At 62.1% G+C, this 19297-nt stretch carries 18 protein-coding genes; 7 read left to right on the forward strand and 11 right to left on the reverse strand.

From position 1 onward, the window contains the following. Window positions 1-101 precede the first annotated feature (101 nt). Window positions 102-779, forward strand: a complete 678-nt coding sequence (locus EOW68_RS06400; RefSeq protein ID WP_128224328.1) for a DUF420 domain-containing protein — start codon at window positions 102-104, stop codon at window positions 777-779. Between the two features lie 166 nt (window positions 780-945). After that, on the forward strand, window positions 946-1239 hold the full coding sequence (yciH, locus tag EOW68_RS06405; RefSeq protein WP_128224329.1) for a stress response translation initiation inhibitor YciH: 294 nt from the start codon (window positions 946-948) through the stop codon (window positions 1237-1239). Between the two features lie 83 nt (window positions 1240-1322). Here yciH and engB read toward each other — a convergent pair whose 3' ends face one another. The 3 genes from engB to pyrE all read right to left on the reverse strand — a co-directional run bounded on the left by engB (window position 1323) and on the right by pyrE (window position 2914). After that, window positions 1323-1940 carry a GTP-binding protein EngB gene (gene engB / locus EOW68_RS06410; protein ID WP_128224330.1) on the reverse strand — a complete coding sequence of 206 codons (618 nt, stop codon included), beginning with the start codon at window positions 1938-1940 and terminating at the stop codon, window positions 1323-1325. Between the two features lie 112 nt (window positions 1941-2052). Continuing rightward, a complete protein-coding gene (locus tag EOW68_RS06415) occupies window positions 2053-2298 on the reverse strand; it encodes a glutathione S-transferase N-terminal domain-containing protein (RefSeq protein WP_128224331.1) in 246 nt (81 codons plus the stop codon). Window positions 2299-2380: 82 nt separating this feature from the next. After that, entirely contained in the window at window positions 2381-2914 is a 534-nt protein-coding gene (pyrE, locus tag EOW68_RS06420) for an orotate phosphoribosyltransferase (protein WP_128224332.1), read from the reverse strand. Between the two features lie 430 nt (window positions 2915-3344). Between pyrE and glmM the strand changes: the two genes are divergently transcribed. Then, on the forward strand, window positions 3345-4703 hold the full coding sequence (gene glmM / locus EOW68_RS06425) for a phosphoglucosamine mutase (protein ID WP_128224333.1): 1359 nt from the start codon (window positions 3345-3347) through the stop codon (window positions 4701-4703). A gap of 4 nt (window positions 4704-4707) precedes the next feature. Here glmM and EOW68_RS06430 read toward each other — a convergent pair whose 3' ends face one another. Further along, complete coding sequence (locus tag EOW68_RS06430) at window positions 4708-5202, reverse strand: hypothetical protein (protein WP_128224334.1); 495 nt, start codon at window positions 5200-5202, stop codon at window positions 4708-4710. A 478-nt stretch (window positions 5203-5680) separates the two neighbouring features. Between EOW68_RS06430 and pheS the strand changes: the two genes are divergently transcribed. Then, window positions 5681-7189 (forward strand): phenylalanine--tRNA ligase subunit alpha, encoded by a 1509-nt coding sequence (gene pheS / locus EOW68_RS06435; protein ID WP_128224335.1) that lies wholly within the window; start codon window positions 5681-5683, stop codon window positions 7187-7189. Further along, the gene (gene pheT / locus EOW68_RS06440; protein ID WP_128224336.1) at window positions 7189-8916 is read left to right on the forward strand and encodes a phenylalanine--tRNA ligase subunit beta; all 1728 of its coding nucleotides are present in this window, start codon (window positions 7189-7191) and stop codon (window positions 8914-8916) included. The genes pheS and pheT overlap by 1 nt, the downstream gene beginning before the upstream one ends. 108 nt (window positions 8917-9024) lie before the next feature. Here pheT and EOW68_RS06445 read toward each other — a convergent pair whose 3' ends face one another. From EOW68_RS06445 to EOW68_RS06460, 4 genes are all read right to left on the reverse strand, one after another. Next, window positions 9025-9384 (reverse strand): cell division protein SepF, encoded by a 360-nt coding sequence (locus EOW68_RS06445; RefSeq protein ID WP_128224337.1) that lies wholly within the window; start codon window positions 9382-9384, stop codon window positions 9025-9027. A 64-nt stretch (window positions 9385-9448) separates the two neighbouring features. After that, complete coding sequence (locus tag EOW68_RS06450; RefSeq protein ID WP_128224338.1) at window positions 9449-10057, reverse strand: uracil-DNA glycosylase; 609 nt, start codon at window positions 10055-10057, stop codon at window positions 9449-9451. Window positions 10058-10329: 272 nt separating this feature from the next. Continuing rightward, entirely contained in the window at window positions 10330-12171 is a 1842-nt protein-coding gene (locus EOW68_RS06455; RefSeq protein ID WP_128224339.1) for a PAS domain S-box protein, read from the reverse strand. Next, entirely contained in the window at window positions 12171-13640 is a 1470-nt protein-coding gene (locus EOW68_RS06460) for an ATPase domain-containing protein (protein WP_128224340.1), read from the reverse strand. Before EOW68_RS06460 ends, EOW68_RS06455 begins: the two co-directional genes overlap by 1 nt. A gap of 94 nt (window positions 13641-13734) precedes the next feature. On the opposite strand from EOW68_RS06460, the gene EOW68_RS06465 reads away from it, so the two are divergent. After that, a complete protein-coding gene (locus tag EOW68_RS06465; RefSeq protein WP_128224341.1) occupies window positions 13735-14757 on the forward strand; it encodes a DHH family phosphoesterase in 1023 nt (340 codons plus the stop codon). Here the strand turns inward: EOW68_RS06465 and EOW68_RS06470 are convergent. After that, entirely contained in the window at window positions 14754-15041 is a 288-nt protein-coding gene (locus EOW68_RS06470) for a hypothetical protein (protein ID WP_431358779.1), read from the reverse strand. The two genes, EOW68_RS06465 and EOW68_RS06470, sit on opposite strands and share 4 nt — an antisense overlap. Window positions 15042-15173: 132 nt before the next feature. Between EOW68_RS06470 and EOW68_RS06475 the strand changes: the two genes are divergently transcribed. Continuing rightward, complete coding sequence (locus EOW68_RS06475) at window positions 15174-16598, forward strand: FAD-dependent oxidoreductase (protein WP_128224342.1); 1425 nt, start codon at window positions 15174-15176, stop codon at window positions 16596-16598. A 16-nt stretch (window positions 16599-16614) separates the two neighbouring features. Here EOW68_RS06475 and EOW68_RS06480 read toward each other — a convergent pair whose 3' ends face one another. Beyond that, window positions 16615-17049 (reverse strand): hypothetical protein, encoded by a 435-nt coding sequence (locus EOW68_RS06480; RefSeq protein WP_128224343.1) that lies wholly within the window; start codon window positions 17047-17049, stop codon window positions 16615-16617. A gap of 14 nt (window positions 17050-17063) precedes the next feature. Continuing rightward, window positions 17064-19244: a cupredoxin domain-containing protein gene (locus tag EOW68_RS06485; protein ID WP_431358780.1), complete on the reverse strand. Its 2181-nt coding sequence runs from the start codon at window positions 19242-19244 to the stop codon at window positions 17064-17066. Between the last annotated feature and the right edge of the window lie 53 nt (window positions 19245-19297).

Below are 19297 nucleotides of genomic sequence, written 5' to 3' on the forward strand. Positions count from 1 at the left end.
GTGCCGGTGTTTGTGGGTTTCGACTCCCGGTCGGAGCGTTCGCCGCCAGCAGACCACTCCAGATCCAAAGAAAATTGACCACGCAGACCTGACCCACGGATATGGCCGTTGCAAACCGCGTCAGAGATGGGATCCGGGCGCGCCCGCTCGTGATAACCGCTATCTTGTCCATCCTCGGGTACATCCTCGTCATCGGGACGTTCGCCGGGGCGTTCGACTTCTATCCCGAACTGTCCGCAGACGGTGTCCGACTCTTCGCCCACGCGATCGCAGTCATCAACTCCCTCGCACTGGGGGCCCTGCTCCTCGGCGTCTACTACGTCAAAAACGGGGCGTATCGCAAACACCGCGCAGCGATGCTCACCGCCTTCGGGCTGATCTTGCTCTTTCTGGTCGTCTACCTGACCAAGGTCGGCGGCGGCTTCGAGCGCGAGATCGTCGGCGCACCGACGGGAATCTACGAGGCGTATCTGGCGATGCTCGCGATCCACATCCTGCTCTCGATTCTCTCGGTCCCAGTCGTCCTCTACGTAATCTTGCTGGGGTTGACTCACTCTTTCTCGGAGCTCGCCGAGACGAACAAGGCCCGTGTCGGGCGGATCGCAGCCAGCGCGTGGATTCTCAGCCTGGCACTCGGCATCGTCACCTATCTGCTGCTCAACCACGTTTACGGTGCACAGCCCCGGGAGCCACGCGGTGCCCTGTTGCTGCTGGCTGTCGGTACTGCGCCGGCGAGGGCGTATCTGCGCTCCGTCGCCAGTTCGCTGGCCCTGTCGTGAGCGGGGTGTGACGGGTCGACTTCAACCGTCCTGCCGACAAAACGGCCCCGAAACTCAAAATGTCCGACGTACACCCGGGTCAGCACGCCGACCCGAGCCAGTTTTGCGATCTGTGGTCGCCCTCCCGACAGTGTTTAATATTTCCGTTTCGTACAGCCAAACTGTAATGTCGGAAGTCTGCTCGACGTGTGGGCTGCCCGAAGAGCTTTGCGTCTGCGAAGATGTCGCCAAAGACTCCCAGGAGATCAGCATCCACATCGACGAGCGCCGCTACGGAAAAGAGGTAACGATCATCGAAGGATTCGACCCCAGTGACGTCGATATGGACAGTCTGTCCTCGGACCTGAAATCGAAGTTCGCCTGCGGGGGGACAGTCGACGATGGACAGATCGAACTCCAGGGGAACCATCTCGGCCGGGTGGAAGATTTCCTCCGGGACCAGGGATTCAACGTTGCCTAGCTGACTGATCTTTTGTGGCTGCCGACTGGTCGCGCTGCCACACTGTCGCTGCTTCGTTCTGTCGGTAGTCACGGCTCCGTCGATCAGAAGAATTTGAACAGATCGTCGCGCTGGGCGTCGTGGAGATGCTCGCGGATCGCCTCGTTCAGCGCCTCGATATTGCCGCGTTTGGCGCTGATCGGTGCGATGGTCTCCTGCCACTGCTCCCAGGGGGGCATCAGCCCGAACCGGTCGCCGATCTCGTTGAGTCGGGCGTCCCGGTCGTCGACCTTGTCCATCTTGTTGACGGCGATCACGGGCGTGATCCCGACATCCCGGAGGAAGTGGTAGAGTTCGACAGTGTGTGGGATCGAATCCGGGCCGGTGTGGCGGTCGATGATGTCGATCGCCGCCTTCCCGTCGAGGACGATCACGCCGACGAGGATGTTGTCGGCGTACTCCTCGATGTACTGCACGATGTCGGTTTTGATCGCCTCGCGGACGTCCTCGGGGACACCTTTCATGAACCCGAAGCCGGGCAGGTCGGTGAGCATGAAATCCTCCGGTGCCCAGTCGTAGTGGTTGGGTTTGCGAGTCACGCCCGGGCGTTGCCCGGTATCGAAGCTGTGGCCCGTGATCTCTCGCATCAGCGTCGACTTGCCGACGTTGGATCGTCCGACGAGGACGATCTCGTCCGTGCGATCCGGTCGTGTCTCGAACATACCGATCCTTGGATACCGACTCTGAAAGCGTACCCGGTCCGGGGCTCTACAGTGCCGTCGACACGCTCGAAGTCGTGACTGGGTGGCAGCGAAACGAATAAAAACGGCGGACTCAGGCGTACGTTTCTTCGAGATACTCGACGATATCGTTGCTTTCGGCCATCCCTTCGACGCCGTGTTCCTCGTCCACGAGGACGGGGACACCTGTCTGCCCGCTGATTTTCTCTACTTCGGTCCGCTCGCTGTGCGATCGCGGGACCATATGAGACTCGTATTCGAGGTCGAGTTCGTCGAGTTTGTCGGTCACTTTTGCACAGTACGGACAGCCTTCGAGTTCGTACAGTTCGAGGTTTGCCATCATCTTCGATAGGTGATGCGGATACAAGAAACGGACGGTACTGTGTCCGTAGAATACACGAGCGAACTGGTCGAAGCGACGATCACTCCGGTCGGTCGGCGTCGGCGAGCAACTGCGAGGCGGTCAACAGTGACTGGAGTTCGATATCGTGTTTGGCCAGGTTCTCTGCTGCACCTTCCTCGCGGTCGACGACCACCAGCACGCGATCGACAACTACTCCCGCATCGCGGAGTGCCTCGACGGCATCGATTGCGCTCTGCCCGGTCGTCGCGATGTCTTCGAGGACGACGATCTCCTCGCCGTCCTCGAACCGACCTTCGATCTGGTTGCCCGTGCCGTACTCTTTTGCCTTCTTCCGGACGATGACGTAGGGGTTGCCCGATTCGACGCTCGTCGCGGCGGTCAGCGGGACGGCTCCGAGGGCGACCCCACCGAGGGTCGTGTCGCCGACCCGTTCGGCGAAGGCTTCGGCGATGGCCGCCAGACAGTCGGGGTCGGTGTTGAAGATGTACTTGTCGACGTAGTAGTCACTCGTCCCGCCGTGTGAGAGTTCGAACTCGCCGAATTTTACTGCATCTACCTCGCGGAGGAGATCGATCAGCGACTGCGTATCCATACCTCGGGCAAGGATGTGGCTCCTTTTGGATTTGCCGGTTGGCGTTTCTGAGCGTGTGGTATCAGTGGTTCTGAATGAGTGGGCTTGGATTTGAACAGCAAGAAAGCCCCGGGCAGCTAAGATCCCGCGACTCGTTGCGCGCGCTCGCTACGCTCGCGTGCTTACGTCGTCGGGGTTCGCTTAGCTGCCCGCCCCTTTCAGTCCCGCCCAGCCTGGAAAATTACGTCAGGCGGGACTGAAAGGGGCCGGTCGCTCGCAGAGCGAGATGACGCAAGCACTGCAGCGAACGCAGTGAGCGAAGGGCGCAGCGAGTCGCAGCCTGCGAGCGACCGGGGGCTTTCTTGCTGTTCCCAACAATTCCGGTAGCCCAATCTACTACTCCCCCTAGGAGCGCAACCACTATGCCGGCCGGGTACACAAGTCCATGCGAATGGATATATTCGGATCGAGCGGCGTTCGGGGTGTTGCACTCGAGGGGTTGACACCCGCGTTCGCACTCGAGATCGCACAGGCGGCTGGCACCGTCTACGGGGAGGGCTACGACCGCGTCGCACTCGGCCGTGACACCCGGAAAACTGGCCGACTGCTCGTCGATGCTGTCTCCAGTGGCCTCGCAAGCGTCGGCTGTGACGTCGACCGCATCGGCGTCGTCCCGACCCCGTCGCTGCAGGCTTACTGCGCTCGCGAGGGCGTCCCTGGGGTGATGGTGACAGCCTCACACAACCCGCCGGAGTTCAACGGGATCAAACTCGTCGGCGCCTCCGGCGTCGAACTGACCGAGGAGACACTCGAAAATGTCGAACGACACCTCATCGACGGCGTCGACTGCGTCTCCTGGGACGAGTCCGGGACGATCCGCTCCGTCGACGGCGCGAACCGGGCCTACCACGAGGAGTTACTCGATGCGGTCGACCGCGAGCGCATCGAAGCCGCAGACCTGACTGTGGCACTCGATCCCGGCCACGGCGCGGGGACGCTGACCAGCCCGAAGTTCTTCCGCGATCTCGGCTGTGACGTCGTGACGGTCAACGCCCAGGCAGACGGCCGGTTCCCGGGCCGTGACCCCGAACCGGTCGAGGCACACATGACAGATCTCGAACGACTCGTCCGGTCCAGCGACGCCGATCTGGGTGTTGCCCACGACGGCGACGCCGACCGGGCGATGTTCGTCGACGAGAACGGCGAGTTCGTCTCCGGTGAGGCCCTGCTCGCCGCGCTGACCGCGAACGAAATCTCCGAGGGCGATATGGTCGTCTCGGCTGTCAACACCTCGCAACGACTCGTCGACGTGACACAGAATGCCGGCGCTGATCTCCACCTGACGCCGATCGGCAGTACGTACATCATGACCCAGATCCGGGAACTGCTCGATTCCGGACGGCGGGTTCCGATCGCTGGCGAGGGCAACGGTGGGATCATCTTCCCCGACTACCGGATCGCACGCGACGGCGCGTACACGGCAGCGAGGTTCTTCGAACTCGTCGCCGACAGCACAGTTAGCGAGGTCATCGCACAGTACGACGGCTACCACAGCGTGCAGGCGAATCTCGAATACGAGGACGACGACCAGCGCGCAGCGATGATCCAGGCGATCGAACGAACGGCCCGGGAGGCCGACGTCGAGGCCGATACGATCGACGGCTACCGGCTGGATTACGGCGACGCGTGGGTACTCGCCAGACCGAGCGGGACGGAACCGGTGATCCGCGTCTACGCGGAGGCCCGCGAGGAAGCACGGGCGAGAGAACTGCTCGACGGAATGGTCAGTGCGATCGAAGCAGTGATGTAACGCTTCACTCCTTCCTGACGGCTTCGCCGTCCGTTTCTTCGAGTTCCGTCCGGGCGTATTCGAGAGCACTCTCGCCGGCCACGCGGGCGTGTTCCACTGCAGCTGTCAGGTGTTCAGTGGCTGCCTCGACTTCCATCCGGATACTCTCTTCTGGATCTGACAGCTCCTCTGTTTCCGATTCCGGTTGTTCTTCGGCTGACTCGTCCGACTCCGGTTGTTCTTCGGTTGACTCGTCTGATTCCGGTTGTTCTTCGGTTGACTCGTCTGATTCCGGTTGTTCTTCGGTTGACTCGTCTGATTCCGGTTGTTCTTCGGTTGACTCGTCCGACTCCGGTTGTTCTTCGGTTGACTCGTCCGACTCCGGTTGTTCTTCTGTTGACTCGTCCGACTCCGGTTGTTCTTCTGTTGACTCGTCCGACCGATTCCGGATCGCTCTCAGTGTGACGATGCCAACGAGGAGCCCGGCGGCCCCGATCAGACCATTTCTTATTTTACTCATGGCGGATACTGCACAGGAGATAGCATAAAAAGCCTGCTCGGGATACGAAATCGGTATCTTCTTTTTATTTTCTATAGTAAAGAGTATTAATTTATTTTGCTACTGGCCTCTATCTGTATCTATACTTATATAACTTGTAGTTACTACTATCCGGGCAGCACAGATGATGGACACGACGAATGGTTGCGATGGCCATCGACTCTGCGTTTCCTGCGAGGCACGCTTCCCGTGCATCTCTTCGGTCACCTTGGTCACGTCCCAGAACGCTTTTATTTTCGCCTGCCAATCCGTCACACATGGTGTCCGAACCCCACCGACTGCGAACCGCCCGCAAGCCACCGCGAGCGACGGGGTTCGGCTTCTTTTTCGAGCGCTGACGGACGGCGGAGCCGGCCGCGGTGCCGGGCCGGTGAAACCGTCCGACCACGAGTGAGAACCGTTAACTGACTAACCCGCGGTGTATCCACCAACAAAACTCATGCAACTCCCCGAAGCACAGGTCGCGGTCCTCACAACCGCCGACAGTAACGCGGATCGCCCGATAACCGAGATCGCCGATGAGGCGGAGCTAAAACCCGAGACCGCCACACGCGCGGCGTTCGAACTCGAAGACGCGGGGCTGCTCGCCGTCACCGAACGGACCGAAACGTCGATCGAACTCACTGACGAAGCCCACGAGTACCTCGAAACTGGTCTCCCGGAACTCCGCCTCTACGAGGCCGCAGTCGACGCCGGGGCCGACGAGGAGCCGGTCTCACTCGGTCAGCTACTCGGCGAAGCCGGCCTCGACGGTCCTGCAGTCGATATCGCACTCGCAAACTTCGCCCGGAAAGGCTACGGCGAGGTCGACAGCGGTTCGGTTGCTGCCGACCCCACCGCCGACACCGAAACCGACGGTGAACTGCTCGCACTCGAATCGCTCGCGGCCGGCGAACCGGTCGACGACGAGAATATCCTCGACCAGCTCGACCGCCGTGGTCTCGTCGAGCGAAGCGACTCGACGGTCCGACTCGTTCAGGTGAGCGACGACGGTGTCACCGCCCTGATGGAGGGCGTCGAAGCAGCCGAGACGGTCGACCGGCTCACGCCCGAACTCATCACCAGCGGTGAGTGGGAGTCGGTCGAGTTCACCGAGTACAACGTCGAAGCCGAAGCCGAGGAGCCACCACAGGGGAAAGAACACATTCTTCGGCAGACCGCAAATCGCGTCAAGGACGTCCTCGTCGGGATGGGATTCAAGGAGATGGAGGGTCCCCACGTCGACGCGCAGTTCTGGATCAACGACTGTCTGTTCATGCCCCAGGACCATCCTGCTCGGACGCACTGGGACCAGTTCGACCTCGAATCGCCCGACCAGATCGAGGATCTTCCGGACGATCTGGTCGAGAACGTCCGATCCGCACATCTGGAGGGTGTCGGCGACGACGGCGAGGGCTACCATTCGCCGTGGGAGAGAGAGGTGGCAGCATCGCTCGATCTACGAGGGCACACCACGTCGCTCTCGATGCGACACCTGTCTGGGCACGCGAAAGGTGACCTCGAACCGCCCGAACGGTACTTCAGCGTCGAGAAGGTGTACCGTAACGACACACTTGATCCGACCCACCTGCTTGAGTTCTTCCAGATCGAGGGCTGGGTGCTCGCAGAGGATCTCTCTGCTCGGGATCTGATGGGCACGTTCACGGAGTTCTACGAGCAGTTTGGGATCACCGATCTGGATTTCAAACCCCACTACAACCCCTACACGGAGCCATCGTTCGAACTGTTCGGGACCCACCCCGAGACCGGCGAGATCGTCGAGGTCGGCAACTCGGGGATCTTCCGCGAGGAGGTGCTGCGACCGCTCGGTGTCGAGGCCGACGTAATGGCCTGGGGGCTCTCACTGGAACGACTCCTCATGCTCATGTACGGATTCGAGGACATCCGCGACGTCCACGGGACGCTGTGTGATCTGGAACTGCTGCGGGACGTGGAGGTGGTGTACTGATGCCCGTCGTCGACGTCGATCCCGACGAACTCCGCGACCTCGTCGGCACGACGAAAGACGACGACGAACTCCGCGAGGATCTGTTCGCGCTCGGCCTCGAATTCGAGGGCTGGACAGAGGACGACGAGTTCCAGCTGGAGTTCGCTCCCGACCGCCTCGACCGCCTCTCCGTCGAGGGGATCGCCCGCTCGCTGCGCTACCAGTACGGCACCGATCGTGGTGTCTACATCCCGAACACGAACGACGCCGAGTGGACGATCGAGGTCGACGGCCCACCAGCGGAGCGTCCCTACGTGACAGGTGCAGTGGTTCGTGGCCTCGATTTCGACGCCGAGTCGCTGGAGTCACTGATCCAGGTCCAGGAGAAACTCCACGCGACGATGGGTCGCCAGCGCGCCAAGGGCGCGATCGGTGTCCACGATCTCGTGGCCCTGAAGGGGACAGCGGGTGCAGAAGGCGAGAAGTCCATCACGTACACCTCGATGGACCCCGACGAGGAGACGTTCGTCCCGCTGGAAAGCGACGAGGAGCTGACCCCGAGAGAAGTCACGGAGCGCCACCACATGGGCTCCGACTACGTGGATCTCGTCGCCGATCTCGACGAATACCCCGCCATCTACGACGACCTCGGGCTGTTCTCGTTCCCACCGGTGATCAACGGCCGCCGGACGGAGGTCTCGGAGCAGTCCCGCGATCTTCTCATCGAGATGACTGGAACCGACCAGTGGACGATCGATCACATGTGCAATATTGTCTGCTACGCGCTCTCGGCCCGCGGCGGGCAGGTCGAGCGCGTCAACGTGGAGTATACCGACGACACGTCCGGCGAGTACGCCGGCCACACGCTCGACCGACCGGACTTCTCGGTCAAGACGAAACGCGTCGCCCACGACCGGATCGAGTCCATCATCGGTGTCGAGTTCGACGCGGAAACCGTCGTCGACTGCGCCGAACGGGCCGGGCTGGACGCCACGGAGTATACAGAAGACGGCGAGACGATCTACGAGGTCGATATTCCGCCGTACCGCGTCGACGTACTCCACCCACTCGACGTGATCGACGACATCGGCCGTGCCTACGGTTTCAACGATCTCGAACCGACGTATCCCGACGTGTCGACGGTGGGTGGTCGCCACGAGCGCTCGCGGCTGGAAGACGCCGCCCGTGACAGTCTCGTCGGCCTCGGCTTCGAAGATCTGCTCAACTTCCACATGATCTCCCAGGAGGAGAACTTCGACCGCCTCGGGATCAGTCCGGGCGACGACTATCTCGGTGGCGGCGAGCCGGTGACGATCCGCGAACCCTACAGTGAGGCCTACGAGATTCTCCGGACCTGGGCACTCCCATCCTTGCTGCTGGTGCTCGAAAACAACACCCACCGCGAGTACCCCCAGCATCTCGCGGAGATCGGTCTCGCGGCCCACCTCGACGATTCGGCGAACACCGGTGTCGAGGAGTACCAGACCGTGGCGGGTGTCCTCGCCGAGACAGATGTCTCCTACGAGGACGCACGCGCACGTCTGCAAGCACTCGCTGGTGCTTTCGGCGCGGAACTCGAAACGCCGCCGACCGAGCATCCGGCCTTCATTTCCGGTCGAACTGCCGAGGTCGTCTTCGGCGGCGAATCCGTCGGTGTGATCGGCGAGATCCACCCGAAGGTGCTGGTCGAACACGACCTGGAGTTGCCGGTCGCTGCCTTCGAGTTCCGGCTGGATGCGTTGCGGTAACGGATTTGCCGTTCCGCGAGCGAACGGCGTGAGCGAGCGGCCTTTGTGATCCAGATTTTTGCCGTGAGTGATCGCCGCAGGCGATCCGAGCGGAAAAAAGGTGGGGTCCTACCGGCCAATCCGCTCGCGGCTGATGCTGACACCGGTCGGCGTGATGATCAGTTGATCGTCGTCTTTCTGGACGATGTCGCCGTGGACTTCCTTGGCGACCTGTTTCAGTTCGTCGGTGATGTGTTCCATCGTTCGATCCTGTGTGCTGTGGCGTGTGATATCGGCGATGACGATGTTGCCGTCGTACACTTCGTCTTTGATGTCGATGACGTCTGTTTTCTCGCCGATTTTGGCGATTTTGATCTGCATCTCTGCGTCGACATCCTCCGTCGCGAGATCGTCGGCGCTGAGCTCTACGTAATCCTCGGTCTGGCGGGACGACCCCGACTCTCCGAGTATCTTGCTCATTAGTCCCATATATCTCGAACCGGTCGCTGGGTGTATAGGTTTTACGTCAGACAGGTTCATACTGCCGGCAGTATCAGAACTCGCCCAGCGTCGACTGGCCGCTCTCGCCCGCGTACTCGGCTGCCACCTGCAGTGCCTCGTCGAAGGCTGTCTGCTGTCCCGGGTCGTACAGCGTCGCCGCCGGATGGACACAGACGAGTACCTGCCACCGCTGGCCGTCGATCTCGATCTCGTCGATATCGCCGGCCTCGCTCGTGACGGCGACGGATCTGTCGAGCACCAGCTCCCCCGGCACCTTCCCGAGTGTGACGATCACTGCGGGGTCGACGGCGGCGATCTCGCGGTCGAGATACCCCCCACAGCTGTCCAGCTCTTCGCTCGTCGGATCGCGGTTCTCCGGTGGGCGACAGCGCACGCAGTTCGTGATCCGCACGTCCTGTCTGGCGAGGCCGACGTCCCGGAGCCCATCGTCGAGAACGTCCCCGCTGCGGCCGACGAACGGTTCACCCTGCTCGTCCTCGTTCGCGCCGGGAGCCTCGCCGACGAACAGCAAGTCTGCGTCGTCGGGACCGACGCCGTTGACGATCTGGCTGCGGGAGTCGACCAGTTCGGGACAGCGCTCACAGCCCACCACACCCACACGCTCCGTCCGCCAGCAGTCCGCTCCAGCGTCTTCGGTCATACCGCTCCCGACGGCTCCGGCACGCAAAGAAGCTACTATTCTCGGTGTTTCGGATCTCGCCACATTTACTTGCTGCTTCGAAAAATGTTTAGAGAATGCTCGGCGTGAATGTGGCCGGTACGCATGCTTTCGGTGTCGTGCCGACGACATTTCTGATCTGGTACGTCTGGCCCGAACGTCGGAAACCCGCCGTGCTCTGGTTTCTCGCCGCCAGGGGAGTCGGAACTGCGTGGCAGTTCCTCGGCGGGGTCAACATGTTGCTCGACCATCGGTTACTCTTCGGGGAGCACGATCCCGACGACGTTTCCACCGTCGCCGTTCGACTCGTAGCGGATGCGTCCGCCCGACCGGCTGACGATCAGGTTGACGAGCCACAGCCCGAGTCCGCTGCCGTGGTACACTGCGGTCTGATTTTCGTTCCCGAGCAGGACGGCCCGTTCCATCTCCGGGATCGGGGGGCCGTTGTCGACCACGCCGATCGTGGTCGCGTCGTCCGTTACCGTGGCTGTCACCGACACCCTGGCATCCGTGGTGTCGTTGTGGACGATGGCGTTGGTCACGAGTTCTTCGAGTGCCTGCTCGAACTCCCCGGAGACAGCGACTGTCACCTGGGCCGGACAGTCGATCGCTATCTCCGCCTCGGGATACTCCGTCCTGAGCTTGTATTCGATGTGGGCGAGGAGGTCGGCGAGGTCGACCTCGACCGACTGTGGGGCCTCGAGCAACAGCTCCGTAATCGCCCGCTCTTTCTCTGCCAGCTCGGTCAGCTGTTGGCTTTTCCGGATGATCTGCTCGGGCCCGTCCACGTCCTCGGTCCCTGCCTTGATCGTCTCTGCCCATCCCTGGACGACGTTCATCTCGTTTCGGATGTTGTGTCGCAGTACCCGCCCCAGCACCTCGAGCTGTTTCTCGCGTTGTTTGCGATCGGTGACGTCCTGCTGGAATCCGACGTAGTTGACGACCTCGCCGCTGTCGTCTCTGACCGGGGCGACAGTGAGCTGATTCCAGAACTCTGTCCCGTTTTTCCGGTAGTTTCGGAGTTCGACTGTGACCGGCTCCTCGGCGTCGATCGCCGCCCGGAGTCTGGCTACCTGGTCGGGATCGGTGTTCTCACCCTGGAGGAACCGACAGTTCCTGCCCGTGGTTTCGGCCGCCGTGTAGCCGGTTAGTTGTTCGAAGGCCTCGTTGACGTAGATCAGCGGGTTGTCCGACTGGGCGGGATCGCTGATCGTGATCCCGACGGGTGCCCGCTCGATCGCCTGTGTCCGGCGTTCGAGGGCTTCCTCGCGTTGCTTTCGCTCGGTGATATCCGTCTGGACCGCGACGAACGCACTGATCTCCCCCGACTCTTCGATCGGGGCGATCGTCTGCGTGGCGTAGTATCGTTCGCCGCTTTTTTTGCGGTCGACGAGCTCTCCCTGCCATATCTCGCCGTCGAGGAGTGTCTCCCAGAGGTCCTCGAAGTAGTGGTCGGGCATCTCCCTGGAGTGCAGCAGTTTGGGTGTCTGCCCGACCGCTTCCGACTGGCTGTAGCCCGTGATCTCCTCGAAGGCCGGATTGACGTACTTTATCTCCCCATCCCGGTCCGTAATATACACCGCGTTGCCAGAGTTGTCGACGGCCCGCCGGAACAGCTCCAGGGTGTCTGTCCGTTGCTGGAGAGTCAGCGACTGGATGCGCAGTCGGACGAGTGCCTGTATCCGCCACTCGAGTTCCGCCTGCCGGATCGGTAGTGAGACGATCTCGTCGACGGTCGTCGCGAAGACGTTGTCGGCGATTGCACCCCCGTCGGTGTCGATCACGTCGGTTCGTGTCTCAGGCAACAACAGGAGCACCGGCAGCAGTATCGGTGCCGCCTCGGCTTTGGCCTCCTGGAGACGCTCCCTGTACTGTTTGAGTGTCTCGCCGTCGACGATGCAGAGATCGAACTCGGCATCTGTGATCGGTATCTCGGTATCAGCGGCCCGATGACTGTCGTGGTCGGCGATCCACTCCTGGAGCACGCGCCGGTTCCCGGTATCGGCGATGAGCGGATAGATCGTCGCCCACTCGCGAACGTCGGACGGCTCCGTCCCCTCTTCGACCAGATCAGAAAGCGGCGTATCCTCTGGCATCACTGTCCTGTGGTACCCTCCCACTCTGGTGTTCCTGTCAGGATTCCCCGCAGCTCTGACAGCGGTTCGCCGACCTGGATGCCGTCGTCCGTGATCTCCAGTTCGCGGAGTCGGGGTTCGTACGAACTCGTCCGCTTTTTCAGGACGCCGACAACTTTCCGGAGTTTCCCCCTGTGTTCTACGTGCCGGAGAATGACGATCGTATCGGCGAGGTGGCTTATCTTCTGTTCGGTCGCCTGGAACTCCCCGGTGATCTGGTGGACCTCGTTCGTGACGATTCCTGTCACGCCCATATTCCGCAGATACCGTCCGAGCTTGACGAGTGGTCCCATCGGATCCGTGCCGAGACCGATCAGTGACTGCTCGAACCCGGTCGTGCCGTCGATCATGACGATCTCGGCCCCCTCGGTTTCGACTTCGTCCTGGACCTGGCTGGTAAACTCGTCGACAGTGAGTTCGTCCGGCCCGATCTCTTCGATCCGGAGGGTGCCCGTCTCGACCATCTCGTCGAACGGGATTCCGATCGATTCGGCACGGGTGCGCAGGGTCTGTGTGTCCTCCTCGAAACTGTACATGACGGAGCGAGTACCGTTGCGGGCCGCCTCACTCATAAATTGGATACCGGTGGTCGTCTTCCCGACACCTGTCGGGCCGCTGAAGAAGGTGATCGTTCCCGTGGTGAGACCACCGGAGAGCAACCGATCGAGTTCCGCGACGCCCGAGGAGAGGGTGGTCTGTTCCCGGTCCCGGCCGTGACGGCCCGGATCGAGCTGTGGCCAGACACGCATCCCGCTGTCGCTGATCGTGACCGTGTGCCGGCCGCTCCGTGTCGACGATCCCCGGAACTTCGGGATCGCTACCGTCCGCCGTCCGTCTCCGTCTTCGACGGTGACCACGGCGTCGGCGAGAAACTGTAGATCGTCGTCGGGCATCGACGCCGCAGCCTGGGAGGTCAACACCACGGTCGCTTCCTCGTTTTTGAGGAAATCTAACAGCCCGAGAATCTGTGTCCGGAACTGGTGTTCGTCAGCCGTCAGATATCTGAACTCGGTCGCGGGGTCGATGACGACCCGGTCCGGACTGACTGTCTCGATCTCTTCGCGGATGTTTTCGACGAGCGACGGCCCCTCGACCTCTGCCGAACTGAACAGATCGTACGTCTCGTCGCTTTGAAACTCCTCGCCGGTCGCAGACAGTGGGAGGAACTTTACCGGATCGATGGCGAGTCCGAACTGTTCTGCGGTCTCGCGGACGTACTCGACTGGTTCGCCGAGATTGACGTACAGTCCGGTCTCGTCGGCCTGGACACCGGCAGCGAGAAAGTGGAGTCCGAAGATCGTCTTTCCGGCCCCGGGTGCCCCCCTGAGAAGCGTCGCAGAGCGGCGTCGCAATCCACCTCCGAGCAGTTCGTCCATCCCTGGAATACCGGTCTCCAGTCGCTCCGTCGCGGTGGAATCTGATCCAGTCATACAGGTTTGTTCTACAGACGGCTAGGATGTTCATAACTGTTTTTGCTCTTTCGCTGGCCGGTAAGCTATCATCGTGGAGTGTGAACGGCTAGTAATGAGTACCGCCCAGACACTCCGAGAACTGCTCGCATCGGGCAGCGAGATCAACATCATCTGTCACAACAATCCGGATCCGGACTGCCTCGCGAGTGCGCTCGCGCTCGGCCGGATCGCGGCCGCGGCCGGCATCGACGAGCGACGCATCCTCTACAGTGGCGACATCTCACACCAGCAAAACCGCGCGTTCGTCAATCTGCTGGATATCAAACTCCGCCCGTTCGAGCCCGCTGCGATCGAGGATCGTCCCGAGGATTCGCTTCTGGCGTTCGTCGATCACGCCGTCCCGGGTGCGAACAACCGGGTTCCGGAGGAAACATCGGTCGATATCGTGATCGACCACCACCCCAACGAGGAAATCGAGGCCCGCTTTGTCGACCACCGCGAACACGTCGGTGCGACGGCGACGATCCTGACCGAGTACGTTCGGGAACTGGAACTCGACGCCGACACCGCGCTCGCGACTGCACTGCTGTTTGCGCTCCACCGGGAGACGCTCGACTTTCTCCGCGGCGCGACCGCAGCCGAACACGAGGCGGCGGCCTATCTCCACGAGTATGCGGATCACGACCTGCTCCGGCAGCTGTCGACGCCCTCGGTGACGGGCGCGACGATCGACGCGATCTCGACGGCGATCGACAACCGACTGATCAGGGATGCGGTGCTCATCTCACACGTCGGCCGGACCTCGGAGCGTGACTCGCTCCCGCAGGCAGCCGACTATCTCGCGACGCTCGAAGGTGTCGAGACGGCGATCGTGTTCGGTCTCGTCAAGGATGCGATCCACATAAGTGCCCGGTCGACAGACGCACGCACCCACATCGGCGACGCACTGGCCGAGGCGTTCGAAGACGTCGGCAGCGCTGGCGGCCACCAGGAGATGGCCGGTGGCGAGATTCAACTCGGCATCTTCGCGGACTACACGACTGACGACGACCAGCTATTCGAGATTGTCGAATCAGTCATCACGTCTCGACTCATCGCCGGTCTCAACCTCACCGACGGCTCGGACGATAGCTAACTGTTCGGACGGATCCCGCCGTAGTACAGCAGGTGTGCGCCGGTGGCGATCATTCCGAACCCGACGAGTCGGACCCGTCGTTTCGTCCGCTCGCCCGGTTCGAATCGAACACCGAGAATCCGGTCGTAGCCCACGCCTGCTAGCCACAGCAACAGCCCCGGCACGAGCAGGTGGGCAAGGCCGGCAAAGAGTAGCACCGCCCCGAACGGGCGCGGGGCCGCCGCTGTGACTGTTACTGTCTCATCGAGTATCGAACTGTCGCCGTCGGCTGTCGATGCTGCCATACGTGCCAGTTCGGTCTTCATGCACTACGGCGTATCGTTCGCGGCGGGACGCCACACAAATAGTTGCTGGTGAGATGAGGGTTCGATGCACAGTGGGGGTGGATTAAGGCTGCCCCGCTCTAGCCATCTGGTATGAGCGAGCCATTCGTTGTCGCCGGTGGTGACGCTGCCGGACTGAGCGCTGCGAGCAAATGTAAACGTGAGGACCCTGATCGAGAGGTGATCGTCTACGAAAAGGGTGACTGGATCTCCTACGCCCACTGCGGGATGCCCTACTACGTCAAGGGTGAGGTCGACTCGATCGGTGACCTGCTCTCGCTGTCGCCCGCCGAGGTCCGCGACCGCGGGATCGACCTGCACCGCAACCACGAGGTGCTCTCCGTCGATCCGGACAGCCAGACTGTCCGGGTCACCACTGGGGAGGACACGTTCGAGCAGTCCTATGGCGATCTCCTCGTGGCGACGGGTGCGCGAGCGCTGACGGCACCGATCGAGGGGACGGAACTCGACGACGTGTTCACGATGCACCACATGCACTCCGCGGCAGCACTTCGAGCGTTTCTCACACCACCAGAGGAGGCCGACGACTCGATTTTCGACGCTGGCTACGTGGATCTCGACGAGGTGTCACCGTACTTCGAGCGCGAACCACCCGAAACGGTCGCGATCGTCGGCGGCGGCTACGTCGGCGTCGAGATGGCCGAGGCCTTCCGCGGCTGGGACCTCGAAACACACCTCTATCAGCGCTCCGGGCAGCCCGCCCCTCCCTTCGGAGCTGCTGTCGGCGAGGCGATCACCGATACCCTCCGTGAAGCCGGTGTCGAACTGCATCTCGACACGGTCGTCGAATCCCTCGAAGGGACAGAGGGCGTCGAGCAGGTCCTCGCAGAAGATGGAACCCTCGACGTCGACTGCGTGCTCGTCGGTATCGGCATCCGGCCGAACACCGAGCTGGTCGCAGACACTGGCGTCGAGTTCGGGGAGTCGGGTGCAATCGCGATCGACGACTACGGACGGACAGCAGTCGACAACGTCTACGCGGCGGGTGACTGTGCGGAGAAAGTCCACACCGTCACTGGCGACCCGGACTGGGTCCCACTCGGGCTGACTGCGAACCGCGCCGGCCGTGCGATCGGACAGACTGTCGGCGGCGAGCCCGAACCGATCGGCGAGATCGCCGGGACGGCCGTCATCAAGGCCTTCGAACTGGAGTGTGGCCGGACAGGAATCATCGATCACGACCGGGCCCGAAAGGCAGGGTTCGATCCCGTCTCGGAGACGATAACCGCCGGCTCGCGGTCGGGGTACTATCCGGGTAACGAGGCGACGACAGTGACGCTGACGGCCGACAGGAAGAGTGGACGACTGCTCGGCGGAACGATCAACGGCGAGGATCGGGCGGCCGTGCGGATCAACAGCCTCGCAGGAGCACTGCACGAGGGGACGACTGTAGGGGAGTTCGAACGGTACGATCTGGCCTACGCGCCACCCTTTAGCCCGGTCTGGGACCCGCTGCTCGTCGCCGCGAAAGTGCTCAACGGAACAGTTGAGCAGTAGTCTCTCTGGTCGTCGGTCACTCCGAGGTGTTCGACTGACGGCTCTTCTTGGACTCGTACATTGCGAGCATGATGTCGTTCGTCTTCCGACGGATCTCGACGGGGTTGTTCGTATCGAAAGAGACGATGTAGCCGTCCGGATCGACGTTCGTCTCGTAGCCTTCGAACACCGCTTCGGGAAGATCGACGAAGACGGACGGATTGCTCCCTCCGGCACCGTCGACGCCGTAGAATTTGAATTTAACCTCACAGTGGCCACAGATGACGACACCGCGACAGCGGTAGAGGATCGCCTTCACTTTTATATCACGTCTCCCACCCAGCCGGATTGCGTCCAGTTGTTCGATCGACGAGCGGACAGCACCTCGTCGCGCGTGAATCAGTGACTCGAAGCTGATGATGACGACGACGATGATGCCGACCAGTGAGGCGATGTCGATCAACGAGGCCATGGATAGTTCCGGGCCTACTGTGGTGGCTCGTCGCTCTCACCGGGGACACCGCGGCCCTGGTAGAAATCCCCACCCCACTGGCTGATCCAGATCTCCTGGTTGGCGAGATACAGTGACTGCTCGGTGTCGAACCGGTCGTCGGTCACCGTCCACTCGTCAGCCTCGCTGTCGTACTGGATCTCGGCGTTGTACACCGCGGCCTGCCCGAACTCGCCGCCGGCCATCGGCGGGAGTGGGAGGGTGTGTTCTGCGTTTTCGTCGCGTGACTGCGGTCGCTCCGCCCGCTGGAGGTGACCGCGGTTGATCGTCTGGTCGAAGTACTCCGCGTAGATCTCCTGAACGTCCATACCGAGGACGGCATCGGCGGCGTTGAGTCCGCCGGTGATATCGCCGGCATCGCGAGCGGAGATCGTGTAGGTGGTCGCGTCCACACTGCTCGCGAAGGTCCCTGACTCCGCGTCCCAGAGTTCGTCGACCAGGTAGCCGAGGACATCCTCCGCCATGTCGGTGTGGTCGACACCATCGAGTTGCGAGGCCCACACGAGCCCCTGTCCGACGATTCCCTGTGTTGCGGCCTGATTCTCTGCGCCGTTTTCGACTCTGCCGTCGTCCGCGAGGTTGACCTCGATGACTTCTGCGAGTCCGTTCGCGTACTCCGCGGCAGCCGAGCGGCGGTCGTCGTTGCCGGCCTGTGGGCCGTAGTAGCCGACGGCACCGAGCATCTCGCCGACCGACCGCGTCGACTCCTGGTTGGCGACGTCTTCGGGTGCGAACAGCTCCATCGTCGTCTGTGCGACACCGTCGGTGATCTCCTGAATCCCGACAGGTGGGTCGAAGACGCCCTCGCTGTCGTTGTCTTTCGGGATCAGTGGCTGTGGGTTGACGTAGCCGAACCAGCCGTTCTGGGCGAGACTCGTGATATCCGCGAGGAACCACAGCATCGCGGAGTGGTGGTGTGGTCGCCGGCTGTCGTCCTCGATGACACCCTCCGACGGTCGGTACTGTGAGAGCAGTTCGAACGTGTTCTCGCTGGTGAGTGCACCGTTGTCCCGGGAGCCACCGTCCAGCAGCGCGGCTCTGATTCCGACCTGTGCGAGTGTCGTCAGAAGCTGGGCGCGGAACTTCGGTGCCATCCCTTCCGGCAGCACGTCGAAGTGTGCCTGGAAGTTTTTCGCCCAGGTGATGCCCTTGAGGTGGCTCCAGGCCAGCGAGGACGGCGAGACGACCCCGGAGGACTGTTCCATATCCCACGCGAGTGTCGATGCGTCGGGTCGACCCGTATCGTCCTCCAGCACTGGCTGCTGTGTGAAGGATGGGTCGCCCTCGGTGAAGGGGGCGAAGGTCAGGTTGGGGTTGTTGATCGGCGGCATCTCGACGTCGGCGTTTTCGACCATCGCAGGCAGACGCTGATCACGCAGGGTGGCCATCTGATCGTTGCCCGGAATCGGAAACGGGACGCCGTTGCCCGCCATCGCGATGTTGGTACTCATGTTGTACAGCGAGTACCAGTACGAATCCCAGGTGGCCTCCGTCCAGTCGTAACTGGCGGTCGTCTCTTCGGTTTCGATCCCCGCGAGAGCGAGCAACTGGTTCAGTCCGTCTGCCGCCGAACTGCTCTCGACGTCCTCCGGTGGTTCGGTGCCCGGTCCCGGCGTCGCCTCGGAGACGACGACGAGTCCGACCATGCCGAGCCCCTCGTGTGGCGTGCAGTAGTAGTTGTAGACGCCCGGCTCTTCGAATGTGTATTCGAACGTGTCGCCCTCTGATATCACTCCGGAGTTGAACGATGCGACACCTGTCGGGACCCGGTTCGGCCTGTCGTTGTTCGGGTGGTACGCCGTCACGGAGTGGCTCCCGCTTGCGTTCTCCCAGGTGATCGTCCCCCCTTCTTCGAGCCAGACGACTGCAGGTGAGAAGACGTTCTGGCCCGCTCCCTGGTCCGAGTCGAGTGCCAGCACCTCGACCGTGGCCTCCGACTGGAGGTCGTCGGCCCCACCCAGTACGTCCGCCCCCGGGGGGTGGTCGCCCCCGTTGTCCATCCCGTCGTCGTCCGTCTCGTTACTGTCACCTATTCCATCGTCCCCCGCATCGCCCTCTCCGTTGTCGGAGCTGCCACAGCCAGCGAGCGAGACGACCGACCCCGCAGCGAGTGCTTTCAGTACATTCCGTCTATCTGCAAATGGGAACTCGTCCATTGGTGTTCGTTCGGGGCTACCATTCACCACCGGTTAAGAGCAGTCGAGTCGTG

The organism is Halovenus amylolytica (assembly GCA_004015825.1).
Classification (GTDB): Archaea; Halobacteriota; Halobacteria; order Halobacteriales; family Haloarculaceae; genus Halovenus; species Halovenus amylolytica.

Coding starts and splice junctions, on each gene's coding strand:
- EOW68_RS06480 (WP_128224343.1), bottom strand. CDS start 17,049: ATGGCCTCGTTGATCGACATCGCCTCACTGGTCGGCATCATCGTCGTC.
- EOW68_RS06485 (WP_431358780.1), bottom strand. CDS start 19,244: ATGGACGAGTTCCCATTTGCAGATAGACGGAATGTACTGAAAGCACTC.
- EOW68_RS06450 (WP_128224338.1), bottom strand. CDS start 10,057: ATGACCGAAGACGCTGGAGCGGACTGCTGGCGGACGGAGCGTGTGGGT.
- EOW68_RS06445 (WP_128224337.1), bottom strand. CDS start 9,384: ATGGGACTAATGAGCAAGATACTCGGAGAGTCGGGGTCGTCCCGCCAG.
- EOW68_RS06470 (WP_431358779.1), bottom strand. CDS start 15,041: ATGGCAGCATCGACAGCCGACGGCGACAGTTCGATACTCGATGAGACA.
- EOW68_RS06400 (WP_128224328.1), top strand. CDS start 102: ATGGCCGTTGCAAACCGCGTCAGAGATGGGATCCGGGCGCGCCCGCTC.
- glmM (WP_128224333.1), top strand. CDS start 3,345: ATGGATATATTCGGATCGAGCGGCGTTCGGGGTGTTGCACTCGAGGGG.
- EOW68_RS06415 (WP_128224331.1), bottom strand. CDS start 2,298: ATGGCAAACCTCGAACTGTACGAACTCGAAGGCTGTCCGTACTGTGCA.
- yciH (WP_128224329.1), top strand. CDS start 946: ATGTCGGAAGTCTGCTCGACGTGTGGGCTGCCCGAAGAGCTTTGCGTC.
- EOW68_RS06465 (WP_128224341.1), top strand. CDS start 13,735: ATGAGTACCGCCCAGACACTCCGAGAACTGCTCGCATCGGGCAGCGAG.
- pyrE (WP_128224332.1), bottom strand. CDS start 2,914: ATGGATACGCAGTCGCTGATCGATCTCCTCCGCGAGGTAGATGCAGTA.
- pheS (WP_128224335.1), top strand. CDS start 5,681: ATGCAACTCCCCGAAGCACAGGTCGCGGTCCTCACAACCGCCGACAGT.
- engB (WP_128224330.1), bottom strand. CDS start 1,940: ATGTTCGAGACACGACCGGATCGCACGGACGAGATCGTCCTCGTCGGA.
- EOW68_RS06460 (WP_128224340.1), bottom strand. CDS start 13,640: ATGACTGGATCAGATTCCACCGCGACGGAGCGACTGGAGACCGGTATT.
- EOW68_RS06455 (WP_128224339.1), bottom strand. CDS start 12,171: ATGCCAGAGGATACGCCGCTTTCTGATCTGGTCGAAGAGGGGACGGAG.
- pheT (WP_128224336.1), top strand. CDS start 7,189: ATGCCCGTCGTCGACGTCGATCCCGACGAACTCCGCGACCTCGTCGGC.
- EOW68_RS06430 (WP_128224334.1), bottom strand. CDS start 5,202: ATGAGTAAAATAAGAAATGGTCTGATCGGGGCCGCCGGGCTCCTCGTT.
- EOW68_RS06475 (WP_128224342.1), top strand. CDS start 15,174: ATGAGCGAGCCATTCGTTGTCGCCGGTGGTGACGCTGCCGGACTGAGC.